Source organism: Aeromonas sp. 102P (assembly GCF_051920345.1).
Lineage (GTDB): Bacteria > Pseudomonadota > Gammaproteobacteria > Enterobacterales > Aeromonadaceae > Aeromonas > Aeromonas veronii.
In genome coordinates, this window is record NZ_JBQBCZ010000001.1 from 528,088 (window position 1) to 555,000 (window position 26,913).

Sequence of the window (26,913 nt, forward strand, 5' to 3'; positions counted from 1 at the left end):
TACCGCCATGAGCAAAACACACTTAACGACCGACAAATTCGCCCAAATGGGCCTCGAACCCGAAGTTCTGGCTGGTCTGGAATCAAAGGGATTTCACTATTGCACGCCCATCCAGGCACTGTCTCTGCCACTGCTGGTAGAAGGTCATGACCTCGCCGGTCAGGCCCAGACAGGAACCGGCAAGACCATTGCCTTCCTGGCCGCGACATTCAACTATTTGCTGACTCACCCGCTGACCAAGCCCCGTCTGGTTAATCAACCCAGAGCCATCATCATGGCACCCACCCGGGAACTGGCAGTACAGATCTATAACGATGCCGACAGCATCGCCGCCTCTACCGGCCTGAAACTCGGCCTCGCCTACGGTGGCGAAGGTTACGACAAGCAGCTGGCCGTGCTGGAGCAGGGCGTCGACATCCTGATCGGCACCACCGGCCGCATCATCGACTACTTCAAGTCCAAGGTGATCGATCTGAGCAACATTCAGGTCGTGGTACTGGACGAAGCGGATCGCATGTTCGATCTGGGCTTCATCAAGGACATCCGCTTCCTGTTCCGCCGCATGCCGCCCGCGACCGAGCGTCTGAGCATGCTTTTCTCCGCCACCCTCTCCCTGCGTGTGCAGGAGCTGGCCTACGAACACATGAACCACCCGGAACATGTGCAGGTAGAGCCGGAGCAGATGACCGGCGTGCGGATCAAGGAGGAGCTGTTCTACCCCTCCAATGAAGACAAGATGTTGCTGCTGCTCTCCCTGATGGAAGAGGAGTGGCCGGAAAAAGCGATCGTCTTCGCCAACACCAAGCACGTCTGTGAAGACGTCCATGCCTGGCTGGAAAACGACGGCCATCGCGTCGGTCTGCTGACCGGTGATGTGCCACAGAAGAAGCGGATGAAGATCCTCGAGGATTTCACCAAGGGTGCGCTCGATATTCTGGTCGCCACCGACGTGGCCGCCCGTGGTCTGCACATCCCTGACGTGACCCACGTCTTCAACTATGACCTGCCCGACGACGCCGAAGACTATGTACACCGTATCGGTCGTACCGGTCGTGCCGGCAAGAGCGGTCACTCCATCAGCCTGGCCTGTGAAGACTATGCCTTCAACCTGCCGGCCATCGAGGAGTACATCCACCACGCCATTCCGGTCAGCAAATATGATCGCGAAGCGCTGCTGGATGATGTGACCCCGCCGAAACGGGTGTTCCGCAACCGTCAGCCGGTGAACCGCAACATGCGGGATCGTCAGGGCGGTGGCAACAGCAACAACCGTCGTCGTCCGCCGCGCAAGAGCTAAGGACAGGCCCGTTGCACAACTCGCCTCTCTATGCCGCCATCGACCTCGGCTCCAACAGCTTTCATATGCTGGTGGTGCGCGAGGTCGCCGGTGCCCTGCGCACCGTCGCCAAGGTCAAGCGCAAGGTTCGCCTCGCAGCCGGGCTCGATCCGGAATTTCGTCTCAGCCGTGCCGCCATGGAGCGGGGCTGGGACTGTTTGCGTCTCTTCTCCGAACAGTTGCAGGACATTCCGGCCGACAACATCCGGGTGGTGGGCACCGCAACCTTGCGGCTTGCCACCAACGTCGATGAGTTCCTCAGCGAAGCGGAACGGGTACTCAACCACAGCATCGAGATCATCTCGGGCGAGGAAGAGGCCAAGACCATCTATGAAGGGGTCTCCTGGACCTCTGCCGGGGAAGGCAACCGGCTGGTGATCGACATCGGCGGTGCCAGCACCGAACTGGTGATCGGCGAACATAGCGAAGCAAAACTGCTCAACAGCCTGCACATGGGCTGCGTCACCTGGCTCAACAATCACTTTGGTGATGGCGAGCTCTCTGAAGCCCGTTTCGAGCAGGCGATTGCTGCCGCCAAGGCGGTGCTGGAGAAGGTGGCGGAAGATTACCGCATCCTCGGCTGGCGTACCTGCGTTGGCGCCTCCGGCACGGTGCAGGCGCTGCAAGAGATCATGCTGGCGCAAGGGAAGAGCGAACGGGTCACCCTGCCGAAACTGCAGGAGCTGATGGGTCAGGCCATCGCCTGCGGCAAGCTCGACCGGCTGCAACTGGAAGGGCTGGCGGCCGAGCGGCTGACCGTGTTCCCCTCCGGCCTCGCCATCCTGATCGCCATCTTCGAAACCCTCGATATCGAGAGCATGACCCTCGCGGGGGGCGCCCTGCGTGAAGGACTGATCTACGGTCTGCTGGGCAACAATCACGACTGTGATGCCCGGGATCGTACCGCCGACAGCCTGATCAGCCGCTATCAGCTGGATAAAGAGCACGCCGAACGAGTACGCGATACCGCCGTCGAGGCGTTCAACCAGCTGCAACCGGCCTGGCGACTCTCAAAACGCTACGGTCGCCCGATTTTGCGTTATGCGGCCCTGCTGCACGAGATCGGCCTCTGTATCGAGTACAAGAAGGCGCCGCAACACGCCGCCTACATCATCGACAACATCGACATGCCGGGCTTTACTCCCGCGCAAAAGAAGCTGTTGTCGGCCCTGCTGTTCAACCAGCGGGACGAATTCAAGCTGGAACCGCTGGAGAAACAGGGTGCAGTCACCGGTCGTCAGGCGATCCGGCTGGCCCGTATCCTGCGCATCGCGCTGATCCTCTGCATGCGCCGCACCCAGGGCACAGTGCCCAGCTTCACCCTGCAGGCAGAAGAGGAGTCACTGACCCTGACCCTGCCCAAGGGCTGGATGGATGAACACTACCTGCGCGCCAGCGAGCTGCGCTTTGAAGTAGAACGCCAGCAGAAGATGGGCTGGCCGACCCGCGTACAGGAAGCCTGACTCAGCAACCTGGCTGTTTTGGAGCCGATCATGCCGGATTATCAACCCATCAGCTGCGATCTCTACGACTGGCTCGAAATTGCTGCCAGCTGGCAACTGCCGGTGACCCTCACCAGCCGCGATGATCACCAATGGGATGACAAGATCCGCACTATCGAAGCCAGCGAAGGGGTCGAGTATCTGCTGCTGCACAGTGGCGAGCGGCTCAGTCTGGCAGAACTGGCGACCCTGCGCCTGAACTGGCAAGGGGAAGAAAAGCTGATCCGCTTCGCGCCAACCAACTGAATCCAATACGAAAAAGGAGGGCCAACATGACGTTGGCCCTCCTTTTTGCATCTGCGGCTCGCACCGGCCGTTAACTCGCCGCCAGCGCCGCCATCACATAGACATCGAAGCGGTTGCTCTTGGTCTCGATAGCCATGCTGGGCTTCTGTTCGTTGAGCCAGCCGGCGTAATCCGGCCGCTTCACCACCACCCGCTTCTCAGCCATCTTGAGCGCGGCAGGCAACAAGACATCCGCATCGAGATCCGGCCCTACCAGCGACTGGAACACCCGCATCTCTTTTTTTACCAGCGCCGACTTCTGCTTGTGCGGGAACATGGGGTCGAGGTAGATCACCTCGGGCCGCTCCGGCAGCGCCAGCAAGTTGTCCACCGCCGGGCCTTGCAGCAGGAGCATCCGCTCGCTGACCCAGGGGCCAATCTCAGGATCCTGTGCCGCCCGCGCCAGCCCGTCCTGCAACAGAGCAGCCACCACAGGGCTGCGTTCGATCAGGGTCACCTTGCAACCGAGGGAGGCGAGCACGAAGGCGTCGCGCCCCAGACCGGCAGTGGCATCCACCACGGTCGGTGTGGCACCGGCCTTGAGCCCCACCGCCTTGGCGATGGACTGGCCGCGACCACCACCAAACTTGCGACGATGCGCCACCGCCCCTTCCACGAAGTCCACATAGACGGCACCCAGCTTGGGCTCGTCCAGCTTGCGCAGTTCCAGTCTCTCTTCAGTCAGTACCAGCGCAAACGGAGCCGGAAACTCCACGTCGGCAAGGCGTAAACGCAGGGCGTCGAGCTCGCCATCACGGGCGGGGACTTCACTGAAAACCTGAATATGGGGCATAGGAGACAGACTCATGGCACGTACAGAAGCGGCCATGATAACAGAAGCGGTGGATCAGCTCACGACAGTGAGGTTCATCCCCTGACGGTTGAGAGCGAGGTAATCAATAAGATCGTCATAGGCCAGCGGGCGGCTGAGCAGATAACCCTGGGTGAAGGCGCATCCCTTCTGGCAGAGGAAGTTGAGCTGCTCGCGGGTCTCAACCCCCTCGATCACCACCTGCATGCCGAGGTTGTGCACTATGTTGATGATGCCGTCGAGCAGCATCCTATCCTGCTCGTTGAAGGGGATATGGCGCACGAAGGAGCGGTCGATCTTGACCAGATCTACCGGGAAGGTACGCAGATAGTTGAGGGCCGAGTAGCCGGTACCGAAATCGTCGATGGCCAGCTTGCAGCCCGCCTCGCGCAGGGCATCGATCCGCACTCTGTGCTGATCGCTGCTCTCCATCAGCAGAGATTCTGTGATTTCGATGACGATGTCGGCAGGATCGAGCCCGAAATGCTGGATCACCTTGAGCCACTCACTCGCCTCGGGGTCGATGGTCTGGAACTCCATGGTGGAGCGGTTGATCGACATCTGCAGATCAGGGAAGCCGGATTGCTGCAACCGCGCCAGATCCCGGCACGATTGCCACAATACCAGCGCACCCAGTCCCTGAATCAATCCCGCCTCTTCCGCCAGCGGAATGAACTCGGCAGGGGATACCTGCCCCCAGTGGGGGTGATACCAGCGCACCAGCGCCTCCAGCTTGGCGACCCGTCCGCTGTGATTGTCCCAGATCGGCTGGTAGGCCATGGTCAGCTGCTCCAGCTTGATCGCTTCGGCCAAATCCTGCTGCATCTGGTGGCGCTGGCGCACCTCTTCCCGCATGGATGAGCAGTAGGCACCGAGCAACCGTCCCTGCCGCTTGGCCGCAAACAGCGCCTGTTCGGCATTGCGCAGCAGCTCGTCGCTCTCGCTGCCATCGACCGGACAGAGAGTCATGCCGATGGTCGCGGTCACATAGAGGTGCTGGTTGGCCAGCATAAAGGGGCGGGCGAAACTGCCGATCACCTGCTTGGCAAACACCTCGGCCTGACGGCGGGTGACGATGCCGGGCACCAGAAACGCGAACTCATCGCCACCGATGCGGGCCACCAGATCTTCGGTGCGCACCCGGCTCACCAGTCGATCAGAGACCTCCCGCAGCAGGGCATCGCCAGCATGGTGATCCATGCTGTTATTGACCGCCTTGAAGTTGTTGAGGTCAAGCACCATGAGCGCGAAGCGCTCGCCCCGCTCGCAGAAGCGGGTGAGGCAGCGGCCAAACAGCCAGCGGTTGGGCAGGCTGGTGAGGTTGTCGTAGTTGGCCTGGGTCGCGATCTTCTGCTCGGCCACCTTGGTCTGGGAAAGATCGCTGAAAATGGCGATATATTGCTGAATTTTGCCAGCTTCGCGCAGAGTGCTGATCATCAGCTGCTGCGGATAAAGCTTGCCGTTCTTGCGCTTGTTCCACACCTCGCCACGCCACACCCCCACCCGCTCCAGCGCATGGTACATGTCGGCATAGAAGGTCTGATCGTGCAGCCCGGACTTGAGCATGCTGGGACGCTGGCCCCGCACCTCGTCGCTGCTGTAGCCGGTGATCTGCTCGAAGGCCGGGTTGACCGAGATGATGCGGCTGTCGGCATCGCACACCAGAATCGCTTCGGAGAGGTTGTCGTAGACCCGGTGGGAGAGTTTGAGCTGCTCCGCATGGCGCTTGAGGGGATCGATATTCTCCAGCAGCACCATCAGGTAGTCCGGCTGCTGCTGCTCGTCGCGGATCAGGGTGACAGTTACCCGCCCCCACAGGATCTCGCCCCCCTTGCAGAAGTAGCGCTTCTCCTGGGTGAAACTGCTGCGCTCGCCGCGCCGGATCTCTTCGTAGCACTCAAGGCTGCGCTGCCAATCCTCCGGGTGATTGATGTCGGAGATGGAGCGATGAAGCAGCTCGTCGAGGGGATAACCCAGCATCTTCTCGATGGCCGGGTTGGCCCAGAGAATGCGGCCGGTGAGATCGAGTTTGCCGATCCCCACCGGGGCCTGAAACAGCATGCTCTGCAGCACATGGGGGGTATCAGGCAAGAGTTGCGGCTGCTGGCGTTGCAGCATCAGCGCCAGTTCGCGACCGGCCAGCGGCCCCAGCAACCGGAGCAGCCCCATCACCTTGGTCATATTGGCCTGCGGCTGACGATAGAGCAGGCAGCAGATACCGATGGTCTCGCCATCCGCATCCTTGAGGGCGATCCCGGCGTAGGCCTGGGCTTGCCACGCATCGGCAAGTGGCATCGCGGGGAACAGCTGCAACAGACGATCGCTGAACCAGGCTTCCCCCTCCTGCCAGGTAATGGCATCGGGAGAGTCAGTGATTGGCAGCATCAGGGTATCGGGGTCAAGAGAGGAGGGATGGGCAGCCTGAACCGTCAGGTGGGTAGCATTTGATTCCCTGCTGGCGATCAGGACGACATCAGCCATCACAGCAGCGGCGATTTCACTCACAAAGGTATCGAAATATCCCTGGCCGCTCGAATGAGCCAGACTTGAGATGATTTGATAGACGGAATCGAGTGCTCGCCTCATGGCAAGTGGCTTTCTCTCCTTGAAGGTTAGAACACGACTCTACTGAAGAGCTGTGAGCAGTGCAAATATGCAATCAGCAAGATATTAAAAAGCCTTGAAAAAAGGGACCAAAAGGTCCCTTTTTGTCGCAGAAATCACGACTCGATCCCACTATGCCGCAAAACAGTGTACCTGCTTGAAGCTCACACAGGCGGCGGGTCAGGAATCTCAGGCAGCGATCCCGCTATGTCGCAACAGCGCATCCACCTTGGGCTCACGACCGCGGAAGGCTCGGAACAGCTCCATCGGCTCCTTCGAGCCCCCCTTCTCCAGAATATTCTTCAGGAAGGATTGGCCGGTCGCCGGGTTGAAGATCCCCTCCTCCTCGAAGCGGGAGAAGGCATCGGCAGAGAGCACTTCGGCCCACTTGTAGCTGTAGTAGCCCGCCGCATAGCCGCCCGCGAAGATGTGGGAGAAGCTGTGCTGGAAGCGGTTGAACGCCGGTGGCGTCATCACTGCGACCTGACTACGCACCTCATCCAGCAGCGCCGGGAGCTGTGCCGAATTGGCCGGGTCAAACTCCTGATGGAGACGGAAGTCGAACAGGGCGAACTCCAGCTGGCGCAGCATCTGCATGGCCGCCTGGAAGTTGCGGGCAGTCAGCATCTTCTCCAGCAGATCGGCAGGCAGCGGCTCGCCGGTCTCGTAGTGGCCGGAGATAAAGGCCAGCGCCTCGGACTCCCAGCACCAGTTCTCGAGGAACTGGCTCGGCAGCTCCACCGCATCCCAGGCCACGCCGTTGATACCGGCGACACCGGCAACGTCGATACGGGTCAGCATGTGGTGGATGCCGTGGCCAAACTCATGGAACAGGGTGACCACTTCGTTGTGGGTAAACAGCGCAGGCTTGCCATCCACCGGGCCGTTGAAGTTGCAGGTCAGGTAGGCCACCGGTTTTTGCAGCGAGCCATCCTGACGGTAGCGACGACCCAGACAGACATCCATCCAGGCCCCGCCCTGCTTGTGCTCGCGGGCGTAGAGGTCGAGATAGAAGCTGCCGCGCAGCTCGTCGTCGGCATCAAAGATATCGTAGAAGCGCACGTCCGGGTGCCAGGTGTCGATGCCGAGGCGCTCGCGCACCTTCATGCCGAACACCCGCTTCACCACTTCGAACAACCCCTTCACCACCTTGCTGGCGGGGAAGTAGGGGCGCAGTTGCTCATCGGAGATGGAGAACTTGTGCTGCTTGAGCTTCTCGGCGTAGTAGGCGAGATCCCAAGCTGCCAGCTCGCTCTGACCATGCTGCTCGGCGGCGAAGGCGCGGATCTCCTCCAGCTCGGCCTTGCCTTGCGGCAGGGATTTAGCCGCCAGATCGGTGAGGAAGCTCACCACCTGTTCGGTCTTGTCCGCCATCTTGGTGGCCAGGGAGAGCTCGGCATAGTTGGCAAAGCCCAGCAGCTGGGCCAGTTCGCGGCGCAGGGTGAGCAGCTCGCTCATGATGGCTGAGTTGTCCCACTTGCCCGCATTGGGGCCCTGATCGGAGGCGCGAGTGGTGAAGGCTTCGTACATCTCGGCGCGCAGCTCGCGGTTGTCGGCATACATCATCACCGGCAGATAAGAGGGGATATCCAGCGTGAACAGCCACCCCTCTTTGCCCTTGAGCTCGGCCATCTGACGGGCAGCGGCACGCACGCTGTCGGGCAGACCGGCCAGTTCGGCTTCATCGGCCACCAGCTTGTGCCAGCCCTGAGTTGCATCCAGCACGTTGTTGCTGAAACGGGAGGCCAGCTCGGAGAGGCGGGCCTGAATTTCGCCGTAACGCTGCTGCGCCTCGGCAGGCAGACCGATACCGGAGAGGCGGAAGTCACGCAGGGTATTCTGGATCTCCTTGCGCTGGGCGCCGCTGAGCAGCGGGAAATCATCGCTCTGGGAGAGGGCCAGATAGGCCTGATAGAGCCCTTCATGCTGACCGACATAGGTCTGGAATTCGGAGAGCAGCGGCAGGCAGGCGTCATGGGCCTCGCGTAGCGCTTCGCTATTGAGTACGGAGTTGAGGTGGCTGACCGGTGACCAGATCCGTGACAGGCGGTCATTTACCTCTTCCAGCGGGGCAATCAGGCTATCCCAGGTATGGGGATCACGCTGGGCCAGCACATCGCTGATCTTCTGCTTGCAGTCAGCAATCGCCTGAATCACGGCAGGCTGAACCTGCTCCGGCTTGATCTGGCTGAAAGGGGGCAGAGAATCCATTGTCAGCAAAGGGTTATTCATCCCGGTTACCTCTTGTTTGGTCTTGAACAGACCGCTTTAGCAGCTCTGTATGGCTTTCTAACATGTGGCCAAGCCACGCAATAATCAAGCGGGAATCCACCTCTCGGCACTGTTTTCCCCTCTTTGTGAGCTCAAACACCTCTCTGCCTGATACTGGACGGCAACAGCATGAATAATCGGTACTTTTTTGCTCTTTTTGCGGCTTTTTCAACTCTCGAACCACAAGGGAGCAGACCAAATCCACTCGACAAAAGAGTAGGTTACAGCGGCCTATCACCGGCCCTTTCCATGCTTGGAAAACAACCAATCAACAAGTTAATAACCAAAACAAATCATGCACATACGTTGATTAATTTATTTTTAAGTGCATATCATAAGCAGCCTGTTACTCAGGTCACTTGATTCTCTGTGCTGCACAGAAATCGGGTGAAAAAGGCAAAGTGACCCGAAAGGGCGCGACGCAAAGCCACCGGTCTAAGGGAAAACACCTATGACAGCGGGGCTGCCCCCGGGAGCGTTCGGCCATAGCTGTACGCTCCGTTTGTACTGTATGGAGATATCAAGATGAACAAATTGAAGTTATCCCTGCTGGGCTGTCTGCTCGGCATGGGCGCCCCCATGGCATATGCCGCCAGTGCCGGTCAGGCGATGGTCAACCCCCAGTCCGGCGTAGTGGTCGGCTATTGGCACAACTGGTGTGACGGCTCGGGCTACAAGGGCGGTATCGCCCCCTGCGTCAAGCTCGATCAGGTCAACCCGCAATACAACGTGGTCGATGTCTCCTTCATGAAGGTCTATGGCAGCGATCCCATCCCCACCTTCAAACTCGACCCGGCTATCGGCATGAGCGAAAGCCAGTTTATCGAGCAGATTGCCGAGCTGAACCGTCAGGGCCGTGCCGTGCTGCTGGCGCTGGGCGGTGCCGATGCGCACATCGAGCTGCGCAAGGGTCAGGAGCAGGCCTTTGCCGACGAGATCATCCGTCTGGTGGAGACCTATGGCTTCGACGGGCTGGATATCGATCTGGAGCAGGCCGCCATCACCGCCGCCGACAACCAGACCGTGATCCCGGCGGCCCTGCGTCTGGTCAAGGATCACTACCGCGCTCAGGGGAAAAACTTCCTCATCACCATGGCGCCGGAGTTCCCCTATCTGACCCAGACTGGCGCCTACATCCCCTATATCCGCAATCTGGAAGGCTACTACGACTGGATCAACCCCCAGTTCTACAACCAGGGTGGTGACGGTATCTACATCGATGGCATCGGCTGGATTGCCCAGAACAACGATGCCCTGAAAGAAGAGTTCATCTACTACATGGCGGATTCGCTGAGCAACGGTACCCGCGGCTTCTACAAGATCCCCCATGACAAGCTGGTGTTCGGCATTCCGACCAACATCGACGCCGCCGCCACCGGCTATGTGCAGGATCCGCAGAAGCTCTACAACGCCTTCAACCGCCTGAAGAGCGAGGGACAACCGCTGCGTGGCGTGATGACCTGGTCCATCAACTGGGACATGGGCCGCAACGCTGCCGGTCAGTCCTACAACGAATCCTTCATCAAGAGCTACGGCCCCTTCATCCACGATCAGGAGATCACGCCGCCGGTCGACAACGGCAAGCCGGTGTTCAGCGGCCTGAGCGATACCCGCATCAAGCAGGGTACCGCCTTTGATCCGCTGGCAGGTGTCAGCGCCAACGACAAGGAAGATGGCGACCTGACTGGCCAGATCCAGGTGGAAGGCTCGGTAGACAGCCAGCGCATCGGCCTCTACCCCCTCACCTACAAGGTGAGCGATCGCGACAACAACGTCACCGAGCAGGTACGTACCATCGAGGTCTACAGCATGAAGCCGGTGTTCAGCGGTGTCACCGACACCACGCTGGAACTGGGTACCGCTTTCGATCCGATGACAGGCGTCAGTGCCCATGATGAAGAAGATGGCGACCTGACCGCCCAAATCAAGGTCAGCGGCAGCGTCGACAGCAGCAAGGTCGGCCGCTACACCCTCACCTATCAGGTAAGCGACAGCGCCGGTCAGCAGGTAACCCAGCAGCGCAACGTGACCGTCAGGGAGCAGGGCGCCGTCTGTGAAAACAGCTGGGATGCCAAGAAAGTCTACGTGGGCGGCGACATCGTCAGCCACAACGGCAAGAACTGGCTGGCAGGCTGGTGGACCCAGAACGAAGAGCCGGGCACCACGGGTGACTGGGGCGTCTGGCGCGTACAGGGCGACAGCGACTGCGGCGGCACAACGCCACCCGCCGAAGGCAGCAGCGACTTCACCGTCAGCGCAATGGCGAGCGAGTACACCATAGTCAACGGTCAGGTCAGCATCCGCTTCAACCTGACCACCGCCAACCGGGTCCAAATCACCGCGACTCTGGAGCAGAGCGGCCAAAGCCACGGCACCACCAGCAGCCAGGTGAACGGCACCAGCACCCTGGTACTGCAGGGCAGCAACGTCACCGATGGCAGCTACGACGTGGTCATCACCGGTCTGGCTGACGGCCAGCAGCCGGTGGTACAGCGCTTCCCGGTTGCGCTGACCGAAGAGAGCAACGGCGGTAGCGAAGGTGACTACCCTGCCTACGCCCCCAACACCGGCTATCAGGCCGGTGATCGGGTCAGCAATGCCGGTGGCAACTACGAGTGCAAACCCTGGCCCTACAGCGGCTGGTGTGGCGGCTCGACCACCCACTATGCACCGGGTACCGGCTCTGCCTGGAGCGATGCCTGGATCAAACTCTGACCTTGCCCCAACCACTAACGGAGGCCGACAGGCCCCCGCCCATATCCTGCCCGTCGGCCACGCTGCCGATGGGCAGGATGCACTGACCCGGACGGGTTAGCCCCTCTCTTTTACATGCTTGCCAAGCACCCAAAAACGTCCAACAACAACCAAGATAAGGAAATCACCATGCCAAGAACCACCAAGCTTGCCACCCTGCTCGGACTGCTGCTGTCGGCCCATGTCGTGGCCGATGAGCGCGAACAAGCCTATTTCAAACAAACCTATCAGGAGCACTACGAGCAGATGACGGCGCGTCTCGCCGCGCTGCATCAGAGTGCGGCTGACGAGCAGAACGTGACCATCAAGGATGGCAAGCGCCACCTTGCCATCAACGGCCTGCTCTACCCGCTGACAGCGGATAACCACATCCTGTTCGATCTGCCCAAACCCCACTTTTTCGACGAAACAGCCATTCGTAACGTCTTTGATTTCTTCGATGAGGAGTGGGAGCTGACCTGGTACGACGGTGGGGTCGTAGCGGTCAACAAACGCTTTGGCAACTATGACTACGGCAACGGCTGTCTGCTGGAGTACTTCCCCCACGGCCAGATCCAGAATGGCGAACGCACCCGGGTGGTGATGGAGACCAGCTCCTGCAGCGTCAACTCGTTTGCCACCTCGCTGCAATATCTGGACAAAGGCGAGGAGCTGACGGCCGACCAGCTGGGGCTGGACGCCAGCCTGATCACGGCGGTCGAGCGCTATCAGGATCGGCTCTATGTCAGCCAGAACGGCAATCCAGGCCATGTGGCCATTATCGATATCCCGAGCCGCCAGCAGATTGGCGAGATCCGCGGCACCGAAACCGGCAGTGCCACGGCCTACAATCAGGTCAGCGAACTGTTTGTCCGCAACAACCTGCTCTACGTGGTCTCGCGCTACTCGCACCGGGTCGATATCTTCGATCTGGCCGACGAGCATCGCCATGTCACCACCCTGGGAACCGGTCGGGATTCCGGCAGCAACAGCCTGCACCGCGCCCAGGCCGTCTTTGCCAATCAGGATTACGTGCTGGTGGCCGATGCGCTGAGCGAGATCAAGGTCTACCGCCAGCAGGATGTGACGCCGGAGAACAGTCTCAAGACCCCCATCGCCGGTCGGCTCGCCTTTGAAGGAAAATACAGCCACCGTCTGGTGCAACTCCATCAGGTGGGTGACTATCTCCTGGCCCATACAGCCGGCAAAAACTACTACATCTATGACTTGCGCAAACTGGCTGATGCTATCGCCAGCAACACCCCGCTGGCGCCTGAGCAGGTGATCGCCGACAGCAATCTGCAAAAAATCGACATGGATGACGATCGGCTGGTGGTGAACTTCAAGGACCGCATCGAGTGGCATGATGCCGATACCCTGATCGCCAACGACTTTCAGTTCAAGAACCCGACCTTTACTGTCCGGGAGATCAACCAGCAGCCCGTGGCGGCGCTGAAAGATCTCCAGCTGGCGGGCTCGGCGCTTGTCACCGCCAACGAACGCGGCCTGGGTTTCAACCAGCTGCTGAGCAAGGAGATCAGCTTCACGGCCGACGAGCAGTTGCCGGCTCGCCCGCTGATCTTCGATCAGCTGATGCCGGCCGCAGTCAGCTACATACTGCGCAATGACGAACCCTACGAGGTGCTGATCGATCGCGCCCAGCGTTCGGTCAACATCAATTCGCTGGTCAAGACCGAGCTGCTTGATAACGACACGGTGCGCATCACCAACTATGCCGCCAGAGAGCTGCATGACATCAATATCGAGTCACGCCTGAACGGTATCAACAAGTGGCTGATCCTGGGCCAGCTCGATCGCCTGCCCGCCTATGCCCAACTCACCCTGCCACTGAGCGCCTTCGGCGAGCAGGGACGCTTCAACAGCGCCAGCCGCGATGGGGTGTTTGATCTCAATAATCTGCTCGACAACAGCATCAATCTGCCTGCCCAGTTCGAGCACAGGTTCAGCTCCAACTCGGATCCGTTTGCCCAAAAGCTGGCACGCCTCAAACCGAGCTGGAATATCCGTTTTGCCACTAATACCACGGGCTCCTGGCGCCCCATCAATGCGCTGTATGCCAAAGAGTGGCTGATCATCGCCACCAACCTGGCCTACATGGTCTCAACCGAAGAGTTCAAACACGTCTGGTACAACTTCAAAGCGGTGAACGGTTACGAGATGTTCGGCAATGGCGGCAACAGCTATGTGCCGAACGGGATCTTTACGGCGGCCGATTATGACTACTACTACCACAGCCTGATGAAGCGCCCCTACCTCAACCTGGGGATCACTGCCATGGGTGGTGGTCTGGGGGGAGGCGGTATCACCGGGGTCGATACCTTTAACTTTGTCAGCCACTACTACGGCAGCTGGGGCATCATTGCCCACGAATTTGGCCACGGCTTTGATGGCAAGTCCTACAGTCATGACAGTGCGTTTGCCCGTGGCAGCCACGGTTGGCACCCGCTGATGACGGGCATGGCCAACTACCATATCCGCAAGGGCGACCTGCCTTATCTGGACGATGATCTCAACGGCTTCCACAAGCCGGAAAACGACATCTATCGCTACAACTCGGTCAGCCAGGGGGCTCGCAAGCATCGCGCTGACAGCCACATGTACTATACCGACCACTACTTCATGCAATTCTCCACCATGCCGCAAGGCTGGGTAGCCAACGGCAGCGACTTCAGTGTTGGGCAGCTGGCGGCCCTGACCAATCAGGAGCGACTGCTGATGGGCTGGATCCCCAAGGAGTCGGAGAAAGGCAATCTCTGCCGATTCACCTTCCAGGATGGCGAGCAGTACTACGGCTACGTCGAACAGCGGGCTGATGGTCTGCTCTGCGATGCCGGCTCCCTGATCCGCTATCGTCAGCCCGATGGCCAGTTTGTGCCGCTGGTCTCGGCCATCAACCAGTTTGACTGGCTGTCACTCCACCACAAGGGCAAGCTGGATCAGCCAGTGCTGCACCAGAATGGTCGCCAGCTCTGCTACAAGAATGTGGCGGGCTTTTACGGTATCGGCTTCGTCAATGACAACAAACAGTGCACCCAGTTGCCCAACGTCTATCAGACCAATGGCAAGCACTGGCTGACCAGCTCCGGCTGGACCGGTCTGACCTACCTGAGCGGAGACTTCATTCTGCCCACTACCGGTAGCAGCAGTGACTTCACCGTCACCGATCTGGCGGCCGAATATCTCATCGTCAACGGCGCGCTCGACTTCAGCCTGACGCTGACCACCGCCAACCCGGTGACCGTCACCGCGACCCTGTTGCAGAATGGCAATCCGGTCGCCACCGGCAGCGCCCTGATCGATGGTCAGGGTTCCCTGCAGCTGACGCAGTCGGGCCTAGCGGCCGGCAGTTACGAGCTGTTGCTGGCGGGCATGGCTGAGGGGAGCAAGCAGGGCTTCGAGCGCCGCTTCACCCTGGCATTGGTGGAACAGACTCCGGGTGGTGACAGTGACGGTGGTAACGGCAGCTACCCGGCCTATGTTGCGGGCACCGCTTATCAAAGTGGCGAACGGGTCAGCAATGCCGGTGGCGACTACGAGTGCAAACCCTGGCCCTACAGTGGGTGGTGTGGCGGCTCGACCAGCCACTATGCACCGGGTACCGGCAGCCACTGGAGCGATGCCTGGATCAAGCTGTAATCAGCCGCTCGTGACCAAAAGAGAGCCATAACGACAGAGGGGGAGCCATCGGCTCCCCCTCTCGTTTATCTCTTCAACCCGGCTTAACGGGCATCTTCCTTCAGCCACTGCGCTACGCGCTTGGCGAAGTAGGTAAGGATGCCGTCGGCCCCGGCTCGCTTGAAGCAGAGCAGAGACTCCATGATGGTCTCCTTCTCTTTCAGCCAGCCATTCTGGATCGCCGCCATGTGCATGGCGTACTCGCCGCTCACCTGATAGGCGAAAGTCGGCACGCCGAACTGATCCTTCACCTGACGAACCACGTCCAGATAGGGCATACCCGGCTTGACCATCACGCTGTCGGCCCCTTCCTGAATATCCAGCGCCACTTCGTGCAGGGCTTCGTTGCTGTTGGCCGGGTCCATCTGATAGGTGGCCTTGTTGCTCTTGCCGAGGTTGCCGGCAGAGCCGACTGCATCGCGGAACGGGCCGTAGTAGCAGGAGGCGTACTTGGCGGAGTAGGCCATGATCTGGGTGTTGATGAAGCCGTTCTCTTCCAGCGCCGCGCGGATGGCACCGATGCGGCCATCCATCATGTCGGACGGCGCGACGATATCGACCCCGGCCTCGGCGTGAGAGAGCGCCTGCTTGATCAGGATCTCGGTGGTGATGTCGTTCAGCACATAGCCTTCGTCATCGATGATGCCGTCCTGACCGTGGGTGGTGAACGGATCGAGCGCCACGTCGGTGATGACCCCCAGCTCCGGGAAGCGGGCCTTGAGGGCGCGCACGGTGCGCTGGGCCAGCCCGTTCGGGTTGTAGGCCTCTTCCGCCATCAGGCTCTTGCTCTCCAGCGGGGTGACCGGGAACAGGGCAATAGCAGGCACGCCCAGCTCCACCAGTTCAGCGGCTTCCTCCAGCAGCAGATCGATGGAGAGACGCTCCACCCCCGGCATGGAGGGAACGGCTTCCCGACGGTTCTCCCCTTCCAGCACAAACACCGGATAGATGAGATCGTTGACGGTCAGTACGTTCTCGCGCACCAGACGACGGCTGAAATCATGTTTGCGCAGACGGCGCAGGCGGCGGCCCGGAAAGGCGCCCGGAAGAGTTGTAGCCATGAATCACTCCTGGAGAGGAAGTTGGAAGAACGCGGCGGAGGTGGCCCGGGTGTGGGCCAGCAAGGCCTCGGGCGCTTCACCACGACAGGCCGCCACCACCTGGGCGATGTGCGGCAAAAATGCAGGTTCGTTGCGCTTCGGACGCGGTTTCAGATCCCGCGGCACCAGATAGGGGGCATCGGTCTCGATCATCAGCCGACCGGCCGGAATACGCGCTACCTGTTCGCGCAGCAGCTGACCACGGCGCTCATCGCAGAGCCAGCCGGTCACCCCGATATGCAGCCCCAGCGCCAGACACTCGTCCAGCTCCTCGTCGGAACCGGTGAAGCAGTGCAGCACGGCTCCCGGTAGTTTCGGCAACCAGGGACGGAGGATCTCGATAAAACGGGCGTGCGCATCGCGGCAGTGGAGAAACACCGGCATCCCGAGCTCAGCAGCCAGTGCCAGCTGGGCGTCGAATACCGCATCCTGCACCGGACGGGGGGAGAAGTCGCGGTTGTAGTCGAGACCGCACTCGCCGATGGCCACCACCTGCGGCAAGGCCGCCAGCTCTCGCAGGGCGGGCAGGGTTGTCTCATCGACACTCTTGGCGTCGTGGGGATGGATCCCGGCGGTGGAGAAGCAGTAGCCCAGCCAGCGGGCGGCCAACTCAGCGCTCTCGCGGCTACCCGCCAGATCGGTACCGGTGAGGATCAGCGCGTCCACTCCGGCGGCGCGGGCACGGGCCACCAGCTCAGGCTGTTCACCGGCGAACTGGCTGCTGGTCAGATTTAAGCCGATATCGATCATGGGATGAGACGTTCCAGACAAAAGGAATACATATCAGGTATTTGAAAACCATCTACCGAATGGGGTCTTACCATACGCCTCGAACGGGAGCATGAAAAGAGGAAGGGAGCCTAAGCTCCCCTCGTTCTGCTATTCCTGCGGACTTCGTCATCCTCTCGCCGTCCGGCAAACAGGTGACGAACAGAGCCTCAGCTCTCCCCATCCGGTTGTTCCTGTTGCTCTTCATCCTCTTTCTTCACGTAGAAGCGGGCGAAGAACAGACCAATCTCCCACAGCGCCCACATAGGAATGGCGAGCAGGGTCTGGGAGAAGACATCAGGCGGCGTCAGCAGCATGCCGACCACAAACACCCCGACAACGACGTAGGGACGTTTCTCCTTCAGGTTTTGCGGTGTGGTCACGCCAGTCCAGCACAGCAGTATGGTCGCCACCGGAATTTCGAACGCCACCCCGAACGCGAAGAACAGGGTCAGTACGAAGTCCAGATAGCTGGCGATGTCGGTCGCCACCGTCACCCCGGCAGGGGCGGTACTGGTGAAGAAACCGAACACCAGCGGGAACACCACGTAGTAGGCGAACGCCATCCCCGCATAGAACAGCAGGGCACTGGAGACCACCAACGGCATGATGAGCCGCCGCTCATGCTGGTACAGACCGGGGGCGATAAAGGCCCAGGCCTGATAGAGCAGATAGGGGATCGCCACGAAGAAGGAGACCACCAGGGTCAGCTTGATCGGCGTCAGGAAGGGGGTCGCCACATCCGTCGCGATCATGCTGGTCCCTTCCGGCAGCTGGCTGAGCAGCGGCTGGGCCACGAAGTCGTAGATGTTGTTGGAGAAGTAGATCAGCGCCAGAAACACCACGAGGATGGCGGTAATGGAGCGCAGCAAGCGGGTTCTCAGCTCAACCAGATGGCTGATCAGGGGTTGTTCGGCCTGACTCATGGCTTCACCTCCCCTTTTACTGCGGAGTCGCTGACCGACACAGGCTCGCTCTCCCGCAGGCTATTGACTGGTGGCACGTCGTGGCTCAGCTGCACTGCAGGCTCCACCGGCGTGGCAGCCTCAGCCTGGGCGACCGGCTCGGGGCGCGGCGGACGGATCTCGTTCTCCACCTGATAGGGGCGATTGACCGACTGGGCCGCCGCCTTGAGCTGTTCGATGGACTCCTGCAGCTCGGGGCTCAGGTTGCTCATCTGCAACTGTTCCGCCTTCTTGAGGTCGTTATGCAGCTCTTGCAACTTGAGCTCCTGCTCCAGCTCGGACTTGACCGAGTTCGCGGTCGAACGAATGAGGCGGATCCAGTGGGTAGCCGTGCGGATGGCAACCGGCAGCCGCTCGGGCCCCAGTACCACCAGTGCTACCACACCGATAACGACCAGCTCCCAAAAACCGATATCGAACATGGCTTAGGCCTGGTCTTTGTCTTTCTGTTTGGCGGTCTCACTGCTCTGAGTGGCCGCTTCGTTCAGCTGTTTCGGGGGAAACTCGGCATCTTTCTGCTCGGCCTTGGCATCAGCCGGCTCGTCGGAGAGGGCTTTCTTGAACCCTTTGACCGCCGCGCCCAGATCACCGCCAATGCCGCGCAGTTTCTTGGTACCGAATAGCAGCACGACGATGACTGCGATGATCAACAATTGCCAAATACTGATACCACCCATGATTTTCTCTCCAGAACAGGCGCCTGACGGCGCGGTTGTTGATTAATGGGAACGGGTTCGCAACCAGCCGACCAGCCAGCAGAGGGCTGCACCGGCGAGACTGGCTTGTCCCCACTCAATGTGTTGTTTTTGGGTCAGCAAGAATACACCCGCCAATAGCAGGCTGGCTCCAACCCCTAAGAGGTAGCGGGCCTGCCCCTGCCGGCGGCTGTGACGGCGGAACTCGGCAAACATCTGGTCGAAATGACGCTGCTGATGACGGGTCTGGCGCAGAGTCTCATAGACCAGCTCCGGCAGCTCCGGCAGCTTCTCCGCCCAGAATGGCGCCTTCTCCTTGATAGCGTTCAATACCGACTTGGGCCCGACCTGTTCGTGCATCCAGTTCTCGAGGAACGGCTTGGCGGTCTGCCACAAATCGAGCTGCGGGTAGAGCTGACGCCCCAACCCTTCCACATAGAGCAGGGTCTTTTGCAGCAGCACCAGCTGCGGCTGCACCGTCATATGGAAGCGACGCGCGGTGTTGAACAGGTTGAGCAGCACGTGACCGAACGAAATTTCGGAGAGCGGCTTCTCGAAGATGGGCTCCAGCACGGTGCGGATGGCGAACTCGAACTCATCCACCTTGGTGTCTGCCGGTACCCAGCCCGACTCCACGTGCAGCTCTGCCACGCGGCGATAGTCACGGTTGAAGAAGGCGAGGAAGTTCTCAGCCAGATAGCGTTTATCTTCCCGATTGAGGGTACCGACGATGCCGCAGTCGATGCCGATCCAGAGCGGGTTTTCCGGATGTTCGTAAGAGACGAAGATGTTGCCCGGGTGCATGTCGGCATGGAAGAAGCTGTCGCGGAACACCTGGGTGAAGAAGACCTCGACCCCGCGCTCGGCCAGCAGCTTCATATTGGTGCCGTTGGCTTCCAGCGCCGGTATATCGGAGACCGGAATACCGTAGATGCGCTCCATCACCAGCACCTGCTCGCGGCAGAGGTCGGTGATGATTTCAGGCACATAGAGCGCCTCGGAGCCGGTGAAGTTGCGGCGTAGCTGGATGGCGTTGGCCGCTTCGCGCATCAAATTCAGCTCGTCGAGGATGGTCTTGCGATACTCCTCCACCACCTCGATGGGGCGCAGTCGCGCGCTCTGGGGCACAAAACGGGCCACCAGACGGGCCAGCGCCTGCATCAGCCGCAGGTCAGCCTCGATAACCGGCTCGATGTCGGGACGGATCACCTTGATGACGATCTCGCGGCCACTCTCCTTCAGGCGGGCAGTATGCACCTGTGCGATGGAGGCCGACGCCAGCGGCGTCTCGTCGAAGTCGTCAAACAGGGTTTCGATGGGACAACCCAGGCTCAGCTCGATCTGCTGGCGCGCCGCCTGACCACAGAAGGGGGGCACCCTGTCCTGCAGCAGAGCCAGCTCCTCGGCGATATCCGGCGGCAGCAGGTCGCGGCGGGTCGAGAGCATCTGGCCAAACTTGATGAAGATGGGGCCAAGGGCCTCGAAGGCGAGGCGGATGCGGGCACCGCGGCTGAGATCCGGTTGCTTGTTCTTGAGCCAGAACAGGGAGCGACGGGCCAGACGACCCGGCCAGGGTTGATAGCGGGCGGGCACCAGTTCGTCGATGCCCTGCTCCAGCAGGATGGTGATGATGCGATAGAGGCGTTTGAACTCCTTCGGGGTCATCAGGTCACCTGCTGTTCGAAGCGGGCCAGCCGCAGTTCGACGGCCTTGAGCTGCTGGGCCAGCACCTCGACATCATCGTTGAAACTCGCCACTTCCAGCGGGCCGGGGGCGAGGCGGGCCTCTTCGGTCAGATATTCCGCCAGCTGGCTGCGGGTGCGGCACAGCTCGCGGCCGACCAGACGACGCGCCTGACGGGCACCACTGAACAGGGTATGGGCCAGCACGTCGCCGGTATAGCGCGACAGCTCCTCTTCCCAGTCAATATCCAGCTCGCCCAACAGCACGCTGAATGCCTGTACCAGCTGGGGATCACCGCTCAGATCCAGCTTCTCCTCACGGATATAGCGGGTCAGAGCGGACGGTTCTTTCAGCAGACCGAGGGCGGTCAGCGACAGGCTGAGCACCGCATCGGCCTCCCCTTCATGCTGGGCCAGCACATCCAGCCGACGCTCGGAGAAGACAAACCAGAGTGGCTTGAGTTCACGCAGCTCCAGCTTGAGCACCTTGCCCACCAGTTTGCGCAGCCGCTCCGGGCTCTGTTTGTCCAGCGCCAGCAACTGGTTGAGGCTGGTTTCGATCACCGCGGTGACCATGGCATCCATCGGCATAGGCAACCTTAAAACTTGTAACCGCGGTGCAGGGCGACCACACCCTGAGTCAGATTGAAGTACTCCACCTGCTCGAAACCGACATTTTCCATCATGCCAGCCAGGGTTTGCTGATCCGGGTGCATACGGATGGACTCTGCCAGATATTTGTAGCTTTCACTGTCGTTCGCGACGATTTCGCCCATTTTCGGCAGCAGTTTGAAGGAGTAGAGGTCATAGAGCTTGGCGATCACGTCACTGACCGGCTTGGAGAACTCCAGCACCAGCAGACGGCCACCCGGCTTGAGCACCCGGAACATGGAGGCGAGCGCCTTGTCCTTGTCGGTGACGTTGCGCAGGCCGAAGCCGATGGTGATGACGTCGAAGTGGTTATCCGGGAAGGGGAGTGCCTCGGCATTGGCCTGCACGTAGGAGACGTTGTTGGCGACCCCCAGATTGCGCAGCTTATCCCGGCCCACTTTCAGCATGGAATCATTGATATCCGCCAGCACCACCTGACCGGTCTCGCCGACGATGCGGGAGAACTTGGCGGTCAAGTCACCGGTACCACCGGCCAGATCCAGCACCTTCTGGCCCTTGCGCACACCGGAGCAGTCGATGGTGAAGCGCTTCCACAGGCGGTGGATGCCGAACGACATCAGATCGTTCATCAGATCATACTTGGCTGCTACCGAATGGAAGACACCTGCTACCAGAGTTTCCTTCTCGGTCGCGGCCACGGTTTTAAAGCCAAAATGCGTTGTCGTTGCTTGTTCTGACATCCCTTAAACACCCATAGAGCAAAGAATGGCCGCCAGTTTACCAGAGCCACTGGCGTCCGGACACCTTAAACCCGGCTCGCAACCAACTGCATGCCCAGCACCACCATGGCCAGACAGAGGAAGAGATTGAGACCGATATTGAGCAGCGCTTTCAGATAGGCCCCATGTTGAGCCAGCACCACCGTATCGAGGGCAAAGGAAGAGAAAGTAGTCAGGGCACCGAGGATCCCCACCATCAGCAGCGGCTTCATCGGGTGTTCTACCACATGACCATGACTGATGAGGGCGAATGCCACCCCCATGATGAAAGAGCCCACCACGTTGACCACCAGAGTCCCGTAAGGAAAGTGGCGCCCCAGCAGCAAGGCCATCAGTTCGGCAATCCCAAAACGAAGGCAGGCGCCGATGGCGCCCCCTGCAGCAACATAGAACCAGGTTTGCATGGTGTCACTCCCTCAGGGTCAGACCGCCATTATGTCGCAATGGCGGCCCTTGTGCCCAGAGGCGGAACTAATCGACATCCAGCCTGATTGAAATCTCAGCGGCGAAAATCGATCGGCTCTGGCTGACCCAGCACGATTTCGGTCTGGGCCGGGCGGGTCTGGGCAATCACCTTGCCGTGGCGGATCGAGTAACGCACCGGCACCTGACGGCGCACCGCATCGAAGCCGTTCTCGGCAGGCAGGATCAGCAGGTTGGCCGGTTTGCCCACCTCGATACCATAGCGATCCTGCACGTTCAGGGTGCGGGCACTGTGGCAGCTGATCAGCTTCAGACCGTCGTTGATCTGCTCGTAACCCATGACCTGGCAGACATGCAGCCCCATGTGCAGCACCTGCAACATGTTGGCGGTGCCCATGGGGTACCAGGGATCGAACACGTCATCGTGACCGAAGCAGACGTTGATGTTCGCCTCCAGCATCTCCTTCACCCGGGTAATGCCGCGGCGCTTGGGATAGGTATCGAACCGTCCCTGCAGGTGAATGTTCACCAGCGGATTGGCCACGAAGTTGATGTCTGCCATCTTGAGCAGACGGAACAGGCGGGAAGCATAAGCGCCGTTGTAAGAGTGCATGGCGGTGGTGTGACTGGCCGTCACCCGATGGCCGATACCCCGCTCGTAGGCGAGAGTCGCCAGCGTCTCGATAAAGCGGGACTGCTCGTCATCGATCTCATCGCAGTGCACATCGACCAGAACCTGATACTTCTCCGCAAGATCGAAGATGTAGTGCAGACTTTCGACCCCATATTCCCGGGTAAACTCGAAGTGGGGTATCGCACCAATCACGTCGGCACCCAGCTTGAGCGCCTCCTCCAGCAGTGCCTTGCCATTGGGGTAGGAGAGGATCCCCTCCTGCGGGAAGGCGACGATCTGCAGCTCCACCCACTCCTTCATCTCCTCCCGCACCTCCAGCATTGCCTTGAGCGCCACCAGATTGGGGTCGGAGACATCGACGTGAGTACGCACAAACTGGATGCCGTTGGCGATCTGCCACTTCAGTGTCTGGATGGCGCGCAGCTTCACATCCTCATGGGTCAGCAGCGCCTTGCGCTCGGCCCAGCGCTCGATCCCCTCGAACAGGGTGCCGGAGAGGTTCCAGCTCGGCTCACCCGCCGTCTGGGTGGTATCGAGGTGAATGTGGGGTTCGATAAAGGGGGCGATCGCCAGACCGCCCTCCCCGTCCAGCACCCGACCGGCGACGGCATGTTCGTCATGGGGTTCGATGGCGGTGATGACCCCATCCTGACAGCGGATCTGCCACAACCCTTCCCGATCGGCCAAACGAATATGTTGAATCAGCATTTGTTAGCTTCCTGTACCAGAACCGGCCGCTGGGTGAGGCGAACCAGAATGAAATAGGTGAAGGCGGCGCCCAATACCGCGTTGAGTGGCACTATGCCCGGCAGCCACTTGCCGACAGCCACCCCGACTGCCGTGGCGACCAGCGCCTGCCAGCGCACCGTCTCGAACTGCTGATCGGCAAACTGACGGTAACGCTCACGATTGAGCAGGAAATCCATGATGATAATGCCACCGATCGGCGGAATTGCCGTACTCAAAAAGGCCAGCCAGCCGACAAAGTTGTTGTAAAGCCAGAGGGCACAAGCCGTACCGATGAGGCCGTTGATCACGCTGAGTGGCTTGCTCTTGAGACCGGTAATGTTGGCAAAACCGAGGCCGGAGGCGTAGAGAGCGTTGTCGTTGGTAGTCCAGATATTGAGGCCCAGCACCAGAATGGCGGGGATCAACAGCCCCTGCATCAGCATCACTTCCGAGATATCGGCCTGACCGGTCACGGCCGCACCGGCAGCACCGAAGACGAACATTAGCGTGTTGCCCAAAAAAAACGCCACCATGGTAATCATGACGGCGCCCCAGGGTTTGCGACCAAAGCGAACAAAGTCGGCGGTCAGGGTTCCTGCACTGATAAAGGAACCGACCACCATGGTCAACGCCGTGGTGAACTCGATGGGATTGCTTGGTTGTACCTGCTGCAGTGCAGCCATGCCACCGGTCGAGGTCACCGCCAGCCAGACCGAGTAGCCGCCAAGCAGTGCAATGGCCGGTACGGCCACAAAGCTCAGCACCATCAGGGCGGAGATGCCGAAGTAGACGGTCACCGTCATCAACATGCCCGAAATGGCGATCAGCCAGTTCACATCTATGCCGGTCGCCTTCTGCACCGGTAGGGCAAACATCGCCACACCAACGCCAAACCAGCCGACCTGAGTACCGCCGAGCAGCAGGGATGGCAGCCAGGAACCTTTCACCCCAAAGGAGTAACGAGCCAGCAGATGGGTAGAGAGGCCGGTTGAGGCACCGATATAACCGAGACAAGCGGTGTAGATACCCAGCAACAAGTTGCCGATAAGTACCGCCTTGATGAAGTCATCGAATACCAGCCCGGTACCAAGCGCACCACCGGTCCACATGCTGGCAGAGAAGAAGGTCAGGCCGAGCATCACCAGCATCAGCGACAGCACACCTTTGCGCCCTTTGGCGGGTACCGCCCCCAAACAGTATTCGTTATCCTGCGCCATGCTCTCTCTCCACGTAATAGGCAAAACGCGCCGGATTTTACATGTAAAACGTTTTACGTCAATCAATCATGGTTAAATCTCTGGATAAAACCATCAATAGCAGTCAAATGAGTAACACATTAGGACTCAAACCAGCAGATAAACAGTGTCGGCTGCAAGCAGAAGGGGTTGCGGGAATAGGGAATGTAAGGGGATATCAAAAAATGACGGATGCAAAAAAGCCTCCCTTTTCAGGGAGGCTTTCTATTTAATGGTGCTGATACCCAGAATCGAACTGGGGACCTCATCCTTACCAAGGATGCGCTCTACCGACTGAGCCATATCAGCACACTAACCGGTAAAGACCACGCTGGGCGTAATCTTGAAATTGGGTGCCTGGCAGTGTCCTACTCTCGCATGGCGAATGCCACACTACCATCGGCGCTACCGCGTTTCACTTCTGAGTTCGGCATGGGATCAGGTGGTTCCACGGCGCTATGGCCGCCAGGCAAATTCTTAATCTAGAAAGCTGACGTGAATAACGACTAGGTCATTATCACTGAATTAGTAGTTCGCTTGGTATCTGTTACAAGCCTTAGAACACTTCTTGGGTGTTGTATGGTTAAGCCTCACGGGTAATTAGTACGGGTTAGCTCAATGCATCGCTGCACTTACACACCCCGCCTATCAACGTTGTGGTCTCCAACGGCCCTTTAGGACCCTCAAGGGGTCAGGGATGACTCATCTCAGGGCTCGCTTCCCGCTTAGATGCTTTCAGCGGTTATCGATTCCGAACTTAGCTACCGGGCAGTGCCACTGGCGTGACAACCCGAACACCAGAGGTTCGTTCACTCCGGTCCTCTCGTACTAGGAGCAACTCCCTTCAATCATCCAACGCCCACGGCAGATAGGGACCGAACTGTCTCACGACGTTCTGAACCCAGCTCGCGTACCACTTTAAATGGCGAACAGCCATACCCTTGGGACCGACTTCAGCCCCAGGATGTGATGAGCCGACATCGAGGTGCCAAACACCGCCGTCGATATGAACTCTTGGGCGGTATCAGCCTGTTATCCCCGGAGTACCTTTTATCCGTTGAGCGATGGCCCTTCCATTCAGAACCACCGGATCACTATGACCTACTTTCGTACCTGCTCGACCTGTCCGTCTCGCAGTTAAGCTGGCTTATGCCATTGCACTAACCTCCTGATGTCCGACCAGGATTAGCCAACCTTCGTGCTCCTCCGTTACTCTTTGGGAGGAGACCGCCCCAGTCAAACTACCCACCAGGCACTGTCCGCGAGCCCGATTCAGGGCCCTGCGTTAGAACATCAAACATACAAGGGTGGTATTTCAAGGACGGCTCCAGCGCAACTGGCGTCACGCCTTCAAAGCCTCCCACCTATCCTACACATGTAGGTTCAATGTTCAGTGCCAAGCTGTAGTAAAGGTTCACGGGGTCTTTCCGTCTAGCCGCGGGTACACCGCATCTTCACGGCGAATTCGATTTCACTGAGTCTCGGGTGGAGACAGCATGGCCATGGTTACACCATTCGTGCAGGTCGGAACTTACCCGACAAGGAATTTCGCTACCTTAGGACCGTTATAGTTACGGCCGCCGTTTACCGGGGCTTCGATCAAGAGCTTCGCTTGCGCTAACCCCATCAATTAACCTTCCGGCACCGGGCAGGTGTCACACCCTATACGTCCACTTTCGTGTTTGCAGAGTGCTGTGTTTTTGATAAACAGTCCCAGCCATCTGGTCACTGCGACTCCCAACTGCTCCATCCGCAAGGGACTTCACTGTCAAGAGCGAACCTTCTCCCGAAGTTACGGTTCTATTTTGCCTAGTTCCTTCACCCGAGTTCTCTCAAGCGCCTTGGTATTCTCTACCCGACCACCTGTGTCGGTTTGGGGTACGATGACTTGTAATCTGAAGCTTAGAGGCTTTTCCTGGAAGCAGGGCATCAATGGCTTCCACACCGTAGTGTGTTCGTCTCGTGTCTCAGTGTTGTATCAGCGGATTTGCCTACCGATACCACCTACGCACTTTCACCAGGACAACCGTCGCCTGGCCCACCTAGCCTTCTC

At 59.6% G+C, this 26,913-nt stretch carries 19 protein-coding genes, 1 tRNA gene, 2 rRNA genes and 1 riboswitch (1 of these 23 only partly in view); of the genes, 5 read left to right on the forward strand and 17 right to left on the reverse strand.

Annotation, left to right across the window (positions count from 1 at the left end):
* The first annotated feature begins 7 nt into the window (after positions 1-7).
* The 3 genes from rhlB to ACTG1K_RS02575 are packed head-to-tail and all read left to right on the forward strand — an operon-like array spanning position 8 to position 3,084.
* Positions 8-1,297, forward strand: a complete 1,290-nt coding sequence (gene rhlB, locus ACTG1K_RS02565; RefSeq protein WP_005339414.1) for an ATP-dependent RNA helicase RhlB — start codon at positions 8-10, stop codon at positions 1,295-1,297.
* A gap of 11 nt (positions 1,298-1,308) precedes the next feature.
* Positions 1,309-2,799, forward strand: coding sequence for a guanosine-5'-triphosphate,3'-diphosphate diphosphatase (gppA, locus tag ACTG1K_RS02570; protein ID WP_021229247.1), 1,491 nt, complete (start codon positions 1,309-1,311; stop codon positions 2,797-2,799).
* Positions 2,800-2,829: 30 nt separating this feature from the next.
* Positions 2,830-3,084: a Rho-binding antiterminator gene (locus ACTG1K_RS02575; RefSeq protein WP_139444414.1), complete on the forward strand. Its 255-nt coding sequence runs from the start codon at positions 2,830-2,832 to the stop codon at positions 3,082-3,084.
* Positions 3,085-3,154: 70 nt separating this feature from the next.
* Here ACTG1K_RS02575 and ACTG1K_RS02580 read toward each other — a convergent pair whose 3' ends face one another.
* The 3 genes from ACTG1K_RS02580 to prlC all read right to left on the reverse strand — a co-directional run bounded on the left by ACTG1K_RS02580 (position 3,155) and on the right by prlC (position 8,770).
* Complete coding sequence (locus tag ACTG1K_RS02580) at positions 3,155-3,916, reverse strand: class I SAM-dependent methyltransferase (protein WP_425857317.1); 762 nt, start codon at positions 3,914-3,916, stop codon at positions 3,155-3,157.
* A gap of 54 nt (positions 3,917-3,970) precedes the next feature.
* Positions 3,971-6,520: a putative bifunctional diguanylate cyclase/phosphodiesterase gene (locus ACTG1K_RS02585; protein ID WP_425857288.1), complete on the reverse strand. Its 2,550-nt coding sequence runs from the start codon at positions 6,518-6,520 to the stop codon at positions 3,971-3,973.
* A 207-nt stretch (positions 6,521-6,727) separates the two neighbouring features.
* Complete coding sequence (prlC, locus tag ACTG1K_RS02590) at positions 6,728-8,770, reverse strand: oligopeptidase A (protein WP_440004775.1); 2,043 nt, start codon at positions 8,768-8,770, stop codon at positions 6,728-6,730.
* 424 nt (positions 8,771-9,194) lie between these two features.
* A riboswitch (cyclic di-GMP riboswitch) is annotated at positions 9,195-9,280 on the forward strand.
* Positions 9,281-9,334: 54 nt separating this feature from the next.
* Here prlC and ACTG1K_RS02595 point away from each other — a divergent pair.
* Together ACTG1K_RS02595 and ACTG1K_RS02600 are read left to right on the forward strand one after the other, a co-directional pair.
* Positions 9,335-11,524 carry an immunoglobulin-like domain-containing protein gene (locus ACTG1K_RS02595; RefSeq protein WP_440004776.1) on the forward strand — a complete coding sequence of 730 codons (2,190 nt, stop codon included), beginning with the start codon at positions 9,335-9,337 and terminating at the stop codon, positions 11,522-11,524.
* A gap of 168 nt (positions 11,525-11,692) precedes the next feature.
* Positions 11,693-15,199, forward strand: a complete 3,507-nt coding sequence (locus tag ACTG1K_RS02600; RefSeq protein WP_440004777.1) for a hypothetical protein — start codon at positions 11,693-11,695, stop codon at positions 15,197-15,199.
* 83 nt (positions 15,200-15,282) lie between these two features.
* Here ACTG1K_RS02600 and hemB read toward each other — a convergent pair whose 3' ends face one another.
* From hemB to ACTG1K_RS02670, 14 genes are all read right to left on the reverse strand, one after another.
* Entirely contained in the window at positions 15,283-16,299 is a 1,017-nt protein-coding gene (gene hemB, locus ACTG1K_RS02605) for a porphobilinogen synthase (RefSeq protein WP_005357271.1), read from the reverse strand.
* A 3-nt stretch (positions 16,300-16,302) separates the two neighbouring features.
* A complete protein-coding gene (locus ACTG1K_RS02610) occupies positions 16,303-17,088 on the reverse strand; it encodes a TatD family hydrolase (protein WP_440004778.1) in 786 nt (261 codons plus the stop codon).
* 188 nt (positions 17,089-17,276) lie between these two features.
* Complete coding sequence (tatC, locus tag ACTG1K_RS02615; RefSeq protein WP_005339388.1) at positions 17,277-18,032, reverse strand: twin-arginine translocase subunit TatC; 756 nt, start codon at positions 18,030-18,032, stop codon at positions 17,277-17,279.
* Positions 18,029-18,493, reverse strand: a complete 465-nt coding sequence (tatB, locus tag ACTG1K_RS02620) for a Sec-independent protein translocase protein TatB (RefSeq protein WP_440004779.1) — start codon at positions 18,491-18,493, stop codon at positions 18,029-18,031. Before tatB ends, tatC begins: the two co-directional genes overlap by 4 nt.
* A gap of 3 nt (positions 18,494-18,496) precedes the next feature.
* On the reverse strand, positions 18,497-18,748 hold the full coding sequence (gene tatA, locus ACTG1K_RS02625) for a Sec-independent protein translocase subunit TatA (RefSeq protein ID WP_005339385.1): 252 nt from the start codon (positions 18,746-18,748) through the stop codon (positions 18,497-18,499).
* Between the two features lie 42 nt (positions 18,749-18,790).
* Positions 18,791-20,431, reverse strand: a complete 1,641-nt coding sequence (ubiB, locus tag ACTG1K_RS02630; RefSeq protein ID WP_005339383.1) for a ubiquinone biosynthesis regulatory protein kinase UbiB — start codon at positions 20,429-20,431, stop codon at positions 18,791-18,793.
* Complete coding sequence (locus ACTG1K_RS02635) at positions 20,431-21,039, reverse strand: ubiquinone biosynthesis accessory factor UbiJ (RefSeq protein WP_270657390.1); 609 nt, start codon at positions 21,037-21,039, stop codon at positions 20,431-20,433. Before ACTG1K_RS02635 ends, ubiB begins: the two co-directional genes overlap by 1 nt.
* Positions 21,040-21,047: 8 nt before the next feature.
* The gene (gene ubiE, locus ACTG1K_RS02640) at positions 21,048-21,800 is read right to left on the reverse strand and encodes a bifunctional demethylmenaquinone methyltransferase/2-methoxy-6-polyprenyl-1,4-benzoquinol methylase UbiE (protein WP_374807281.1); all 753 of its coding nucleotides are present in this window, start codon (positions 21,798-21,800) and stop codon (positions 21,048-21,050) included.
* A 65-nt stretch (positions 21,801-21,865) separates the two neighbouring features.
* A complete protein-coding gene (crcB, locus tag ACTG1K_RS02645; RefSeq protein ID WP_005339378.1) occupies positions 21,866-22,243 on the reverse strand; it encodes a fluoride efflux transporter CrcB in 378 nt (125 codons plus the stop codon).
* Between the two features lie 95 nt (positions 22,244-22,338).
* Positions 22,339-23,604, reverse strand: coding sequence for a cytosine deaminase (locus tag ACTG1K_RS02650; protein WP_128834573.1), 1,266 nt, complete (start codon positions 23,602-23,604; stop codon positions 22,339-22,341).
* Positions 23,598-24,842, reverse strand: a complete 1,245-nt coding sequence (codB, locus tag ACTG1K_RS02655) for a cytosine permease (RefSeq protein WP_005355867.1) — start codon at positions 24,840-24,842, stop codon at positions 23,598-23,600. Before codB ends, ACTG1K_RS02650 begins: the two co-directional genes overlap by 7 nt.
* 251 nt (positions 24,843-25,093) lie before the next feature.
* A tRNA-Thr gene (locus tag ACTG1K_RS02660) sits at positions 25,094-25,169 on the reverse strand.
* A 46-nt stretch (positions 25,170-25,215) separates the two neighbouring features.
* Positions 25,216-25,330, reverse strand: a 5S ribosomal RNA gene (gene rrf / locus ACTG1K_RS02665).
* Positions 25,331-25,439: 109 nt separating this feature from the next.
* Positions 25,440-26,913 (reverse strand): 23S ribosomal RNA (locus ACTG1K_RS02670) (it continues 1,415 nt past the right edge of the window).